General features: G+C 72.1%; 12 protein-coding genes and 1 tRNA gene. 4 read left to right on the forward strand and 9 right to left on the reverse strand.

The window, feature by feature from the left end; translation table 11 throughout:
* Positions 1–32: 32 nt before the first annotated feature.
* The gene (gene katG / locus AC3ANM_RS06860; protein ID WP_488287394.1) at positions 33–2,252 is read right to left on the reverse strand and encodes a catalase/peroxidase HPI; all 2,220 of its coding nucleotides are present in this window, start codon (positions 2,250–2,252) and stop codon (positions 33–35) included.
* Positions 2,206–2,682, reverse strand: a complete 477-nt coding sequence (locus AC3ANM_RS06865) for a Fur family transcriptional regulator (RefSeq protein WP_488287395.1) — start codon at positions 2,680–2,682, stop codon at positions 2,206–2,208. The genes katG and AC3ANM_RS06865 overlap by 47 nt, the downstream gene beginning before the upstream one ends.
* Before the next feature lie 159 nt (positions 2,683–2,841).
* On the opposite strand from AC3ANM_RS06865, the gene AC3ANM_RS06870 reads away from it, so the two are divergent.
* Positions 2,842–3,402, forward strand: coding sequence for a shikimate kinase (locus AC3ANM_RS06870; RefSeq protein ID WP_488287396.1), 561 nt, complete (start codon positions 2,842–2,844; stop codon positions 3,400–3,402).
* 75 nt (positions 3,403–3,477) lie between these two features.
* Here AC3ANM_RS06870 and AC3ANM_RS06875 read toward each other — a convergent pair whose 3' ends face one another.
* The 3 genes from AC3ANM_RS06875 to AC3ANM_RS06885 all read right to left on the reverse strand — a co-directional run bounded on the left by AC3ANM_RS06875 (position 3,478) and on the right by AC3ANM_RS06885 (position 7,352).
* Positions 3,478–4,017: a GNAT family N-acetyltransferase gene (locus AC3ANM_RS06875; RefSeq protein WP_488287397.1), complete on the reverse strand. Its 540-nt coding sequence runs from the start codon at positions 4,015–4,017 to the stop codon at positions 3,478–3,480.
* Between the two features lie 127 nt (positions 4,018–4,144).
* Positions 4,145–4,221: transfer RNA gene (locus AC3ANM_RS06880), tRNA-Met, on the reverse strand.
* 59 nt (positions 4,222–4,280) lie between these two features.
* On the reverse strand, positions 4,281–7,352 hold the full coding sequence (locus tag AC3ANM_RS06885) for a UPF0182 family membrane protein (RefSeq protein ID WP_488287398.1): 3,072 nt from the start codon (positions 7,350–7,352) through the stop codon (positions 4,281–4,283).
* A 96-nt stretch (positions 7,353–7,448) separates the two neighbouring features.
* On the opposite strand from AC3ANM_RS06885, the gene AC3ANM_RS06890 reads away from it, so the two are divergent.
* Entirely contained in the window at positions 7,449–8,000 is a 552-nt protein-coding gene (locus AC3ANM_RS06890; RefSeq protein ID WP_488287399.1) for a PPA1309 family protein, read from the forward strand.
* Between the two features lie 76 nt (positions 8,001–8,076).
* Here the strand turns inward: AC3ANM_RS06890 and AC3ANM_RS06895 are convergent, their stop codons facing one another.
* The 3 genes from AC3ANM_RS06895 to AC3ANM_RS06905 are packed head-to-tail and all read right to left on the reverse strand — an operon-like array spanning position 8,077 to position 10,714.
* Positions 8,077–9,180 carry a YlbL family protein gene (locus AC3ANM_RS06895; protein ID WP_488287400.1) on the reverse strand — a complete coding sequence of 368 codons (1,104 nt, stop codon included), beginning with the start codon at positions 9,178–9,180 and terminating at the stop codon, positions 8,077–8,079.
* A gap of 23 nt (positions 9,181–9,203) precedes the next feature.
* Entirely contained in the window at positions 9,204–9,653 is a 450-nt protein-coding gene (locus AC3ANM_RS06900) for a molybdenum cofactor biosynthesis protein MoaE (protein WP_488287401.1), read from the reverse strand.
* Complete coding sequence (locus AC3ANM_RS06905) at positions 9,650–10,714, reverse strand: NAD-dependent epimerase/dehydratase family protein (protein ID WP_488287402.1); 1,065 nt, start codon at positions 10,712–10,714, stop codon at positions 9,650–9,652. The genes AC3ANM_RS06900 and AC3ANM_RS06905 overlap by 4 nt, the downstream gene beginning before the upstream one ends.
* Positions 10,715–10,823: 109 nt before the next feature.
* Here AC3ANM_RS06905 and AC3ANM_RS06910 point away from each other — a divergent pair, with 109 nt between their 5' ends.
* Positions 10,824–12,278 carry a zinc-dependent metalloprotease gene (locus tag AC3ANM_RS06910; RefSeq protein WP_488287403.1) on the forward strand — a complete coding sequence of 485 codons (1,455 nt, stop codon included), beginning with the start codon at positions 10,824–10,826 and terminating at the stop codon, positions 12,276–12,278.
* Entirely contained in the window at positions 12,275–12,850 is a 576-nt protein-coding gene (locus AC3ANM_RS06915; RefSeq protein WP_488287404.1) for an NUDIX hydrolase, read from the forward strand. Before AC3ANM_RS06910 ends, AC3ANM_RS06915 begins: the two co-directional genes overlap by 4 nt.
* Here the strand turns inward: AC3ANM_RS06915 and AC3ANM_RS06920 are convergent.
* Entirely contained in the window at positions 12,843–13,382 is a 540-nt protein-coding gene (locus AC3ANM_RS06920) for a M48 metallopeptidase family protein (protein ID WP_488287405.1), read from the reverse strand. The two genes, AC3ANM_RS06915 and AC3ANM_RS06920, sit on opposite strands and share 8 nt — an antisense overlap.
* Between the last annotated feature and the right edge of the window lie 182 nt (positions 13,383–13,564).

A 13,564-nucleotide genomic window follows, 5' to 3' on the forward strand; every position in this document is an offset into this window, starting at 1 on the left:
CACGTCCGACGTGACCGGGGCCTCCTGGCGCCTCAGGCGAGGTCGAACCGGTCCAGGGTCATGACCTTGTCCCACGCCCGCACGAAGTCGCGGACGAACTTCTCCCGGGCGTCGTCGGCCGCGTAGACCTCCGCGAGTGCCCGGAGCTCGGAGTTGGAGCCGAAGACGAGGTCGACCGCCGTGCCGGTCCACCTGAGCTCACCGCTGGCGCGGTCCCGGCCCTCGTAGACGTGCTCGGACTGGGCGGACGCCTTCCACTCCGTGCGCATGTCGAGCAGGTTGACGAAGAAGTCGTTCGTCAACGCGCCGGGGCGCTCGGTCAGGACCCCGGCGGTCGAGCCCCCGGTGTTGGCACCCAGCGCCCGCAGGCCACCGACGAGCACCGTCATCTCGGGCGCCGTCAGCGTCAGCAGGTTGGCCTTGTCGAGCAGCAGCACCTCCGGCGAGAGCTTCTCGCCCTCGCGCAGGTAGTTGCGGAACCCGTCGGCCCGCGGCTCGAGCACGGTGAACGCCTCGACGTCGGTCTGCTCCTGCGAGGCGTCGGTGCGGCCCGGGGTGAACGGGACCTGCACGTCGACCCCGGCATCCCGGGCCGCCTTCTCGATCGCGGCGACACCACCGAGGACGATCAGGTCGGCCAGCGAGACCTTGCGACCGGAGTCGCCCGCGTTGAAGTCCTGCTGGACCCGCGCGAGCTGCTCCAGGACCGGGGCCACGTCGGCGTTGGAGGCCCAGCTGCGCTGCGGCTCCAGGCGGATCCGCGCGCCGTTGGCGCCACCGCGCATGTCGGTGCCGCGGAAGCTCGCCGCGGACGCCCAGGCCGTGGCGACCAGCTGGCTGACCGGCAGGCCGGTGCCGAGGATGGCCTCCTTCAGCGACGCGACGTCCTCGTCGTTGACCAGCTCGTGGTCGACGGCGGGGATCGGGTCCTGCCACAGCTGCGCCTCGGGCACCCACGGGCCGAGGTAGCGCTGGACCGGGCCCATGTCGCGGTGCAGCAGCTTGTACCAGGCCTTGGCGAACGCCAGCGCGAACGCCTCGGGGTCCTCCAGGAAGCGGCGCGAGACCTTCTCGTAGGCCGGGTCGAAGCGCAGCGCCAGGTCGGTGGTCAGCATCGTCGGCTTGCGCTTGCGCGACGGGTCGTGGGCGTCGGGCACGTCGGCCTCGGCGTCCTTGGCGACCCACTGCTTGGCGCCGGCCGGGCTCTCCTCGAGCTCCCACTCGTGGCCGAAGAGGTTCTGGAAGAAGCCGTGGCCCCACCTGGTCGGGGTGCTGGTCCAGGTCACCTCGAGGCCGGAGGTGATGGAGTCACCGCCCTTGCCGCTGCCGTAGGTGTTCTTCCAGCCCAGCCCCTGCTCCTCCAGCGGGGCACCCTCAGGCTCCCGGCCGACATACTCGGCGCTGGCCGCGCCGTGGGTCTTGCCGAAGCTGTGGCCACCGGCGATGAGGGCCACGGTCTCCTCGTCGTTCATCGCCATCCGGCGGAACGTCTCGCGGATGTCCCGGGCGGCGGCCAGCGGGTCCGGCTTGCCGTTGGGGCCCTCGGGGTTGACGTAGATCAGGCCCATCTGGACCGCGCCGAGCGGGTTGGCCAGCTCGCGGTCGCCGCTGTAGCGCTCGTCGCCCAGCCAGGTGTCCTCCCCGCCCCAGAAGATCTCCTCGGGCTGCCAGATGTCCTCGCGGCCGAAGCCGAAGCCGAAGGTCTTGAAGCCCATGTCCTCGAGCGCGACGTTGCCGGCCAGGACGAGCAGGTCGGCCCAGGAGATCTTGCGGCCGTACTTCTGCTTGACCGGCCACAGCAGGCGGCGTGCCTTGTCCAGGTTCGCGTTGTCGGGCCAGCTGTTCAGCGGGGCGAAGCGCTGGGAGCCGTCACCGGCGCCGCCCCGGCCGTCCTCGATGCGGTAGGTGCCGGCGGCGTGCCAGCTCAGCCGGATGAAGAGCGGGCCGTAGTGGCCGAAGTCGGCCGGCCACCAGTCCTGCGACGTCCTCATCACCTCGACGACGTCCTGCTTCACCGCGTCGACGTCGAGGGTGGCGAACTCGGCCGCATAGTCGAAGTCCTCGCCCATCGGGTTGGCCTGGGACGAGTGCTGGTGGAGGACCTGCAGGTTCAGCTGGTTCGGCCACCAGTCCCGGTTGCTCCGGGGCCGACCCGACTGCGGGGTGGGGGAAGGGATGACCGGGTTTTCACTCTCACTGCCGTGATCAGACACGTCGGTACTTCTCCTGTCTTGATGTCTCGTTCGGTCCACTGGTTGCCGGTCCCGCGACACACTCGGGACACACGCCCCAGTAGGTGATCTCGGCCTCGTCGATCGAGAACTGCTGGTCGTCGGACGCCGTCAGGCACGGAGCCTCACCGACGGCGCAGTCGACGTCGGCAATCGCACCACACACCCGGCAGACCACGTGGTGGTGGTTGTCCCCGACCCGCGCCTCGTAGCGAGCCACCGAGCCGGCCGGCTGGATGCGCCGCACCAGCCGTGCTGCGGTCAGCGCCCGCAGCACGTCGTAGACGGCCTGGTGGGACACCGTGGGGAGCTCCCGACGGACGACGCCGATGATCGAGTCGGTGTCGGCGTGCGGGTGGGCGTGCACGGCGGTGAGCACCGCGACCCGGGGACGGGTCACGCGCAGCGCGGCCTCGCGCAGCACACGCTCCAGCTCCGGGCTCGGGGACACCCTGAGCAGTATCCTCCCCGTTCTTGAATGCATCAAGAATTGCAGGTGGCGGGACTCTGAGCACCGGTATGCGCGGACCCTCACCGAGGGCCGCCCCTCACCGCTGGCGCGTCGTGGGGGGCACCATGAGACATGGCGGGAAGACACCGGGAAGACATCGTGCTGATCGGCCCGATCAACGCGGGGAAGTCCACGGTCGCCGCACTGCTCGGCGAGGCGCTCGGGTGGCCGACCGTGGATGTGGACCAGGTCGCCCGCAGGTACTACCTGGAGATCGGCTACGACCCTGCCGAGGACGCACGGAGGGCAGAACAGGGCGGGTTCCTCGCCCGGTACCAGTACTGGAAGCCATTCGAGATCCACGCCCTGGAACGGGTCGTGGCTGAGCACTCCGACCGTCCTTACGTCTTCGACCTTGGCGCGGGCCACGTCGTCTATGAGGAGGTGGCCCACTTCGAACGGGCCAGGTCCGTCCTCGCGCCCTTCCGGCACGTGGTGCTCCTCCTGCCGGCGGCCGATCCGGAGGAATGCATCGACACGCTGGTCTCGCGGCTCGACGACAGCGATCCCCGCCGGGCTCAGGTGGTCGACAGCGATGTGAACCGCCATCTCATCGAGCACCACTCCTTCCGTGACCTGGCCACGTTGACGATCTACAACGGCGCCCTGACGCCACCTCAGACCTGTTCGGTGATTCTGTCGGCGACTCGTGGGGCTTGAGCCGCGCAGGAACCCGCGACGCCTCGCGTGTGGCCGCAGACCGGAGGGCGCTCAGCACGGAGCAGCGTGGACCGCTCACGAGCCCCGGAGGCTGGGCAGCGACATCTCGCGCTCGAAGAAGATCCAGTGCTGCCGGAGCCGTTCAGGGATCTCGGTCCCCTCGTACGGCGGTCGCTCGATGAAGCCGCGTGACCGGTACAGGCGTTGCGCGTCTGTCATGAACCGACAGGTGTCGAGACGAACCACACGAGAGTTGCGCGTCCGCGCCTCCTCCAGCAGCCGATCCAGGATCGCCGAGCCCAGGTGTCGCTCGCGCCGGTCTGGCGAGATATACATCCGTTTGATCTCGGCGACGTCCTCGCCGAGCATCCGGAGGGCACCCACGCCGGCCGGCTCGCCCTCGCACTCGGCCAGCAGCAACCGCCCGGCTGGTGGCCGGAAGTCGTCGAGGTGATCCCGGATCGCGGTCGGGTCCGCCGGCGGTTCGTCGACCCCGAGCTCGGTGGCGAGCCGCCGGTGCGCCCACGTCAGGTAGTCGGTCATCAGCCCGACGACCGCGTCGTCATCCGTGCCGGGTCTGGCGTCACGAATGACAGTGTCCGACGACTGCGTCATGGCTCGTCCTGCTCCTCCCCCCTTCCTTACATGGTCCGCCCCGTTCAGGCAGACCGGAAGCGGACGGCCCGCCCGGACAACGACGAAGGCCCGGACCTTATGGTCCGGGCCTTCGTCGTTGACGCGTTGGTAGCGGGGGCAGGATTTGAACCTGCGACCTCCGGGTTATGAGCCCGGCGAGCTACCGAGCTGCTCCACCCCGCGTCGGTGATGTGAACACTACGCGAGTGGACGGCGAAGGGGCAAATCGCCTCCGGTCCGGCCTACGGGGCTGCCGTCGCTGAGGCCGACGGGCTGGCCGAGGGTGACGCCGACGGCGAGGCACTCGGCGAGGCCGACGGGGTCGGGCTGATCGTCGCCGACCCGCCCTTGGGCTGCGCCGCGACGGCGCGGGCGATCGCGTCCTGGAGCTGCTTCTGCGCCTGCCCGTAGGCCGCGAAGTCGCCCTTCTTGAGCGCGTCCTGGCCCGCGGCATACGCCCTCTGCGCGTCCGCGAGGGCCTTGGACAGCTCGGTGCTCGACCCGTTGCCCCCGGTCGTGCCGGTGCCGCCGGTGCCGCCGGTGCTGCCGGTGGTGTTGCCACCGGAGCCGGCGTCGCCCGCGACCGCTCCCGCGTTGCCACCGAAGAGGCCGTCGAGGGCGCCCGTCAGGGTGTCCGACCAGGCCAGCTTGTCACCGAAGGCGACCACCACCACCCGCGACAGCGGGTAGGACGAGCCCGTCGTCGCGCTCACGTAGACCGGCTCGACGTAGAGGAGCCCGCCGCCGACCGGCAGGGTCAGCAGGTTGCCCAGGTCGACGTGCGAGCCTCCCTGACGGTTCAGCGACAGGAACTGCGACAGGGTCTGGGTGAAGCGGGGCGAGCCGATGTTGGAGGACTCGATGTCGTTCTGGATCTGGCCCGGACCGCGCACCGTGGTGTCGCGGGGCAGCTCCAGAAGGCGCATCGCCCCGTAGTCCGGGCGCCGCTGGCCGGTGCTGCTGCCGGCGTCGGAGTCCACCGCCATGAACCCGGCGAGCACCTGCCGGTCACCCTGCGGCATGAAGGTCGTCGTCAGGGAGAAGGCCGGCGCGGGCTGCCCGGGCATCGTCACGCTGAGGTAGTACGGCGGCTGGTCGACCGTGCGCTGCTCCTGGGTGGGGTCGCTGGGCACCCGCCAGAAGTCCTGGCCGCCGTAGAACGCGCCCGCGTCGGTGACGTGGTAGCGGGCCAGCATCAGGCGCTGGACCTTGAACAGGTCCTCGGGGTAGCGCAGGTGCGCCATCAGCGCGCCGCTGATGTGCGACAACGGCTCGACCGTGCCGGGGAAGGCCTTCGACCAGGCCTTGAGCAGCGGGTCCTGGTCGTCCCACGCGTAGAGATGGACGCTGCCGTCGAACGCGTCGACGGTCGCCTTGACCGAGTTGCGGATGTAGTTGACCTGGCCCTGGTCCAGCGCGGCGACGCTGGTCGAGCGCTGGGTCAGCGAGTCGGACGTGGCGTTGTCGATCGACTGGAGCCGGGAGTACGGGTAGGCGTTGGTCGTCGTGTAGCCGTCGACGATCCACTGGATCCGGCCGTTGATCACCGCCGGGTAGGGGTTGCCGTCCAGGGTCAGCCACGGCGCGACCTTCTGCACCCGCTCGCGCGGCGTGCGGTCGTCGAGCAGGCGGGACTGGCCGTTGACCGTGTCCGAGAGCATGATCTTCAGCTCGCGGTACTTGATGGCGTAGGCCGCCTGCCGCAGGAACGAGCCGATCGAGACGCCACCGGTGCCGTTGTAGGTGTTGTTCTGCTGGCCGGTGGCGCTGGAGTCGGGGTAGTCCAGCTCGCGCTTGGGGCCACCCGCCGGGCCGCCGACGATCGAGTAGTCGGGGCTGGACTCCCCGAAGTAGACCCGCGGCTCGAACGAACCGAGGGCGCCGACCGGCGGGATGTTCTGCTGGTAGAACACCGGCTGCCCGTCGTCGCCGCGCTTGTTGCCGTAGGCGGCGACGAGGCCGAACCCGTGCGTGTAGACCGTGTGGTCGTTGACCCAGTTGCGCTGGGAGTCCGGGACGCCGGCGATGTCGAGCTCGCGCACCGCGATGACGGTGTCGCTGAGCTTGCCGTTGACGGTGTAGCGGTCCACGTCCAGGGCGTCCGGGAACTGGTAGTAGGACTTGACCGCCTGGAGCTGCTTGAACGTCGGCGACACCAGCGCCGGGTCGACCAGGCGGATGCCGGGGATGGTGTCGGCGTCGTTGCGCAGCTGCCCCTGGGACACGGTGGTCTCGGCCTTGTAGGGCTGCACCTGGGCCCGCGTCAGCCCGTAGGCGTCGCGCGTCGCCGTGATGTTGCGGCCGATGTAGGGCGCCTCGAGCGACTTCTCCGAGGGCTTGACCTTCAGGCTCTGCACCAGCGCCGGGTAGATGCCGCCGACGACGACGGCGCACACGACCAGCAGGCCGACGCCGACCACCGGCAGCCGCCACGACTTGGTCCAGATCGTCGCGACGAACAGCGCCGCGCACATCACCGCCGCCACGGCCAGGATCGCCTTGGTCGGCATGACGGCGTGGGCGTCGGTGTAGGTGATGCCGGTGATCAGCCGGGAGTCCTCGGTCGTGAGGGAGTAGCGGTCCAGCCAGTAGCTGCCGGCGCGCAGCAGCACCAGCGCGGCCAGCAGCAGGGACAGGTGGACCCGCGCCGCCGTGGTGGTGCGCTCCCCGCGGCCCTGGAGGCGCAGCCCGCCGTAGACGTAGTGGGTCAGCGCAGCCGCCAGGGTGGCCAGCAGCAGCGCCATGGTGAGGAAGCCGATGAGGAACCGCAGCCAGGGCAGGGTGAAGACGAAGAAGCCGATGTCGAGGCCGAACTGGGCGTCCTTCTTGCCGAACGGCACCCGGTTGGCCCACAGCAGCCAGGTCTGCCACTGCGAGGCCGCCGCGGACCCGGCGAACAGGCCCAGCACGATCGGGATCCCGATGGTGCCCAGGCGGCGCACGGGGTCGAGCATCTCGCGGTAGTGGTCGAGGTTCTGCTGCTCCGGGGACACCGGGGCGTAGACCGGCCGCGTGCGGTAGGCGATGACCAGGCTCGAGGCCACCAGCCCGGCGGTGACCAGGCCGCCGCCGGCGAAGAGCAGGATCTTGGTGGTCAGCTCGGTGGTGAACACCCGCTCGAAGCCGACGCTGTCGAACCACAGCACCTCGGTCCACAGCTGGGCGGCCAGCACCACCAGGATGACGAGGGCGACCAAGATCGCCAGGGTCGGGCCCAACGGCCCGGGCCGGCGCACCCGGAACTGCGGCGCCGAGCGACCGGCGCCCCCCTGGCCGCCCTGGTCCCCACGGTCGAACCACTCTCGATGACTCACCAGCACGCCCATCTCGCCCGCGGCCGCGCCCGAACACGCATGCCCGTCATGGGTCCAACTTACTCACGGCCCCCGCGGTTCCCGGGCCGTTCGTCCATGCGCGACGATGGTGGCGTGACCAGCCCCTTCCAACCGGTGTTCAGCCCGCTCGTGACCTCGGCCGTGGAGACGGAGCGCCACGTCGCCTCCGCCGGCTGGGACCAGCCGCCGCGCCTGTTCGCGCTCGTGCGCACCCAGGACCTGCTCGCACGCGAGCCGCAGCTGCGGGGCCAGGTGCCCGAGGGCGACGACGCCGAGGCGTTCACCGCCATCGAGCAGGAGAACCTGCCGCCGACCTCCTCGCTGGAGTCGCTGCTGGGCCGGCTGGCCTGGCCGCAGGAGGTCGACGGGGTGGCCCTGGCCGTGGAGCGCATCGTCGTGCCGCCGGAGGCCGAGCGCGAGCTGCCGGACAACCCCGAGCAGGCCACCGAGTCGCTGGCCGCCCACCCCGACCGCAAGGACGTGCGCCTGCTCGTCGCGGTGCTGCGCGACGGGGAGTCCACCTGCCTGCTGCGCCAGCGCGAGCACGACACCGACGACAAGGTCGCCATGGGCTCGGACATCGCGCCGGGCCTGGTCCAGGCCCTCGCGGCCTCGCTGGAGGACTGAGCCCCACCAGCAGGTATGCCGTGCCACGGCACCCGTGGCACGGCATACCTGCTGCGGCCCTCGGGCCGCGTCAGCCTCAGTGGCCGGCCGCGGCGGTGCAGCGGGGCAGGGCCGAGGTCTGCCGGGCGGCGATCGCCTCGACGGCGGCCTTGGCCTGGTCGAAGGTGGCGACCTTGACCACCGACAGCCCGTCGGGGATGTGCCCCACGACCTCGTTGCAGTTGTCGGCCGGGGCGAGGAAGTAGCGGGCGCCGTCGCGGCGCGCGCCCACCATCTTCTGCGCGATGCCGCCGATGGGGCCGACCTGGCCGTCGGGGGCGAGCGTGCCGGTACCGGCGATCTGCTGCCCACCCGTCAGGGCACCGGGGCTGAGCTTGTCGAACACCCCGAGGGAGAACATCATCCCGGCCGAGGGGCCGCCCACGTCACCAGCGTCGATGACCACGTTGACCGGCAGGTCGAAGGTGGTCTGCAGGACGATGCCGAGCACCGTCCGGCCCCCGGCGGCCTTGGTGGGCACGTCGAGGTTGAGCACGCTGCTGCCCCGGCGCACCGTCAGGGCCACGCTCTCCCCCGGCTTGTGCTTCTGGATGGCGGTCCGGATCGCGTCGCCGTCGCCGACGGTGACGCCGTCGACCGTGAGCAGCTTGTCCCCGGGCTTGAGCAGCCTGGCTGCCGGGGCACCGGGCTGCACCTGGGCCACGCCGACGACCTGCGGCACGGTCAGGCCGAGGTGGCGCAGCGCCACGGCAACGGCCACCTGCTGGGAGTCGGTCATGTCGGCGAGGTTCTGGGACTCGATCTGCTTGCTGGTCTGCCCCTTGGGGAAGAGCAGGTCCTCCGGGAGGACGGTGCTGCTGCCGTCGAGCCAGCCGACGAGCACGTCCCACACGTTGACCGGGTTGCCCGGACCGCCGTAGACGGAGACCGTCGTGAAGTCCAGTGACCCGGTCGTCGGGTAGGTGCCGTGGTCGCGGACGGAGATGAGGTCCTTGCCGTCGGTGGCCCGGCCGAGGGTGTTGAAGGCCGGTCCCGGCTTGAGGATGGCGTAGGGCAGGTGGACCAGGCTGGCCACGGCGCCCAGGACCACCACGAAGAACACCGCGACCAGCCAGGCGGCGGTGCGCCGGCTGATGCCGGTGTGGGCGGGGGGCGGTCCCTGCGGGGGGCTGGTGGTCATGGCTTCGGAGGTCGGGCCCGCGCTCACGGCAGGCCGACCCACTCGTCCGCGCCGTCGGAGAACAGCTGGTGCTTCCAGATCGGCACGGTGGCCTTCAGCGTGTCGATGAGGTCGCGGCAGGCCTCCAGGGCTGCACCCCGGTGGGCGGCGCTGACGGCCACCACGACCGCCAGGTCCCCGACGACCAGGTGCCCGGTGCGGTGCACGGCGGCCACCCGGATGACCTGGTGGCGGCCGGCGACGTCCTCGGCCACCCGGTGCAGCACCTCGGCCGCGGTGGGATGGGCGGAGTAGTCGAGCGCCTGCACGTCGTGGCCGTGGTCGTGCTTGCGCACCACGCCGACGAAGGTGGCGATGCCCCCGGCCTGCGGGTGCCGCACCGCTGCGAGCGCCTCGTCGACCGAGAGCGCCTGCTCCCGGACGTCCGCCAGCGTGACCGTCGCACCGAGCGACCCGCCACTGACCGTGCTCATGCTCCACCTCCCTTGCGACGTCGACGTCGCATGATCGCCGCGGTCCCCACGAGGGCGACCGCGGCACTTGCTGCCCCGAGGGCGGCGTCCTTGCGGTCGATCCGCCGCGCCGCCACCGCATGATGCCCCCTGATGCTGTGCACCAGCTCGGCGAGGCAGCTCTCGTTGTCGTGCTGGGGTCGCCAGCCCGCCGCGACCAGCGTTGCCGAGGAGACCGCCCAAGGGTAGATGGCGAACGCCAGGTCGGTCGCAGGTGTGGGCAGCACCCCCACCCGGTGCAGCCGCTCGGCGGTGCCGAGCGCGACGGCGTCGCTGAGCTCGACCCGCCGCATGCCCGAAACGCGCTCGACCTCCTCCTGCGTCAGGGTGCCCTCCGAGGCCACCGTCACCACCGGCCCCAGGCCCTGCTCCACGACGACGGCCAGCGCCCGGGCGAGGTCCTCCACGTGGCAGAACTGCCAGGCCGGACGGCCGCTCTTGACGGTCAGCAGCCGGGGCGCCTCGAAGTGCCGGGTCAGCACGGTGTCGACCCCCGAGCCCACCAGGGCAGCCGGGCGCACGACCGTGACCGTCAGGCCGGGGTGGACGGCCCGCGCCTTCTCCAGCAGGTGCTCGACGGCCAGCAGGTCGCCCACGAGTCCCTCGTCCGGCTGCGCCGTCAGCGGGGCGTCCTCCGGCAGCGGCACGGGGTTGTCCGGCGAGGCGCCGTAGCTCATCGCGCTGGTCACGACCACCAGGTGGGAGACGCCGGCCGCCGCGGCCGCGGTGACCAGGGTCTGCACCTGCAGCACGACCCGCTCGCGCCGGGTCCGGGCGCTGACGGCCAGGTCGGCGGCCAGGTCGGTGCTCGCCGCCACGTGCACGACCGCGTCGACACCGCGCAGGGCCTTGGCCAGGGCGGGTGAGACCAGGTCGACGAGGCGCCAGTGGGCGTCGGCGGCCCCGCGCTCGGCATCCAGCGCGACCACCTTGCCGAAGGGTGAGGACTGCCCCTCCGGCCCTGCCGTGAAGGCGTGCACGATGCGCTCGCCGACCGGGGAGGCCGCACCGGCCACCGCCACGGTCAACGCCTTGCGCCGAGAGCGAACCCTGCCCCGGGGGGAACTCACTGTGGCCTCCGCATGGTTATCTGAGGGAAGCACATCCTCTCAGGAGGCCAAGGAGCCCCGCGTGTCCAATCCCCCTGTCCCGCACCACGAGCCCGATCCCGAGGAGCCCCAGGGCCCCGAGCCGGACCTGGAGCAGATGCTCCAGTCGTTCCTCTCCGACCCGGACAACCCGCAGCTGCAGCAGGCCCTGTCCGCGATGGGAATCGACAAGCTCGACCCCGCCGCCATGGGCATGCTCACCGCTCAGGTGAAGGCCATGTTCTCCGGGGACCCCTCCGCCCCGTTCGACGCCGCGCTGGCCACCCAGGTGGCGCGCCAGACCGTTGCCGCCGCCGGCGACTCCAGCGTCGGTGACGTCGCCCGCCGCCACGTCGAGGAGGCCACGTCGGTGGCCGAGCTGTGGCTGGACCCGGTGACCGACTTCGCCGCCACGAGCATGACGCCGCGGGCGTGGAGCCGCGCCGAGTGGGTCGAGCAGACCATGCCGGTGTGGCAGCGCCTGGTCGAGCCCGTCGCCTCCGGCGTCAACACCGCGATCGTCACCGCCATGCGCAGCCAGCTCGGCGAGGCCGGTGAGCCCGGTGGCGCGATCCCGGGCCTGCCGCCGGGCGTCGACCCCTCCGCGATGCTCGGCCAGATGGAGCCGATGCTCACCCGCATGAGCAGCTCGATGTTCAGCGCCCAGGCCGGCCAGGCCATCGGCGCGCTCGCCGGTGACCTGCTCACCGGCACCGAGGTCGGCCTGCCCCTGGTGGGCGGCACCGCCATCGCCCTGCTGCCCGCCAACGTCACCGCGTTCGCCGAGGGGCTCGAGGTCGACGAGGGCGAGGTGCGCCTCTACCTCGCGGTCCGCGAGGCCGCCCGGATGCGCCTGTTCGCCGAGGTCCCCTGGCTGGCCTCCCAGCTGGTCGAGGCCGTCCAGGCCTACGCCCGGGACATCAGCTTCGACATGGCCGGCATCGAGGAGGCCATGCAGCAGCTCGACCCCTCCGACCCCGAGGCGATGCAGCAGGCCCTCGGGTCGAAGCTGTTCTCCCCGGAGCCCAGCGCCGCCCAGCAGGCCGCGCTGACCCGCCTGGAGACCTACCTCGCCCTCGTCGAGGGCTGGGTCGACGTGGTCACCGAGCAGGCGACCAAGGCCCACCTGCCGCACGCCGACGCGCTCGTGGAGTCGGTGCGCCGGCGCCGGGCCTCCGGCGGCCCGGCCGAGCGCCTGTTCAGCCAGCTGGTCGGCCTCGAGCTGCGCCCGCGCCGGTTGCGTGACGCCGCCAACCTCTGGGCCGCCCTGGAGGCCAGAGGGGGCGTCAGCGCCCGCGACGGCGCCTGGGCCCACCCCGACGTCGCCCCCACCGCCGCCGACCTGGACGACCCGCTCGGTTACGTCGAGCGCTCCACCGCCCAAGGCGAGGGTGACGACCTCGACGCCGCCCTCGAGGCGATGCTGCGCGAGGGACAGGCCGACGGCAAGGGCGAGCCCGGCGGCCCCGCAGGTGGGGCCACCGGAGGGGACGCGTGAGCGGCGGCCCGGACCCGGCATACCGGCGGCTCCACGAGGACGCGACCGCCCTGCTGACGGCCTGGACCGCCCCGTCGGCCGAGCAGGACCGGCAGCGCGAGGACTTCCTCGCGCACCTGCGCGCCCACCCGGACGCCATGGCCAAGCAGGGCCCGCCGGCCCACCTGACCGCGAGCTGCCTCGTCCTGGACCCGTCCGGCACCCACGTCCTGCTCACGCTGCACCGCAAGGCGCGCCAGTGGTTCCAGTTCGGCGGCCACTACGAGCCGGGCGACGCCGACGTGCTGGCCGCGGCCACCCGGGAGGCCCGTGAGGAGTCGGGGCTGCCCGACCTCCGGGTGCACCCCGGCCTGGTCGACCTCGACCGGCACGCGCTGGTCGGCAGCTTCGGGCGCTGCCGGGAGCACCTGGACCTGCGCTTCGCCGCCGTCGCCGAGCGCGACGACACCCACGAGGTGAGCGAGGAGAGCCTCGACGTGCGCTGGTGGCCGGTGGACGCGCTGCCGGCCGACGCGGGCGTGGAGATCCCCCGCTTGATCGCCGCGGCTCGCGCGACGCTGGCGGTCAGCTGACGCTGGGCTCGACGTCGTCGTCGACGGCCAGGGTCAGCCCGGCCGCGGCGGCGACGCCCTCGAGGTAGCCGCGGGCGCGGTCGGTGCGCGGGTAGGCCTTGAGCATCGCCCAGAACTCCCGGCCGTGGCCGGGCTGCAGCAGGTGGGCCAGCTCGTGCAGGATCACGTAGTCCAGCACCCACGAGGGCATGCCCTTGAGCCGCGTGGAGATGCGGATCGTCCCGTCGGCCGGGGTGCACGAGCCCCAACGGCTGTTCTGGTTGGCCACCCAGGTGATGCTGGACGGCTTAGGCAGCCCGCCGAGGTAGCGCTGGGCGAGGTCGGTCGCGCGGCGCGCCAGCTCCTCGTCGTTGGGGCTGCGGCGACGGTCGCCGGCGTCGAGCCGGCCGAGCATCGTGGCGACCCACTTGCGCTCCTCGGCGGCGCTGAAGCGGGCAGGGATCAGCACGACGGTGCGCCCGTCCTCACGGTAGGCACTGACGGTGCGCCGACGTCGTCGGCTCCGCCGCACCTCCACCTCACTGCTCCCCATGATCCGAACATAAGTCACGCCGGCCGGAAAACGGCAGCACTCGCGGCAAACGTCACTGCATGTCCACCCGCCGGGAGCCGGCGGGAGGCGCCCCCACCGTACCCCGCCGGGGCGCCAGCGGCCGCGGAACGCGCGCCAGGCCGCGGAACGCGCGCCAGGCCGCGGAACGCGCGCCAGGCCGC

It is taken from the genome of Oryzihumus sp. JJN4-3R (assembly GCF_057747915.1).

Coding starts and splice junctions, on each gene's coding strand:
- AC3ANM_RS06895 (WP_488287400.1), bottom strand. CDS start 9,180: ATGACCACCAGCCCCCCGCAGGGACCGCCCCCCGCCCACACCGGCATC.
- AC3ANM_RS06890 (WP_488287399.1), top strand. CDS start 7,449: ATGCGCGACGATGGTGGCGTGACCAGCCCCTTCCAACCGGTGTTCAGC.
- AC3ANM_RS06920 (WP_488287405.1), bottom strand. CDS start 13,382: ATGGGGAGCAGTGAGGTGGAGGTGCGGCGGAGCCGACGACGTCGGCGC.
- AC3ANM_RS06900 (WP_488287401.1), bottom strand. CDS start 9,653: ATGAGCACGGTCAGTGGCGGGTCGCTCGGTGCGACGGTCACGCTGGCG.
- AC3ANM_RS06875 (WP_488287397.1), bottom strand. CDS start 4,017: ATGACGCAGTCGTCGGACACTGTCATTCGTGACGCCAGACCCGGCACG.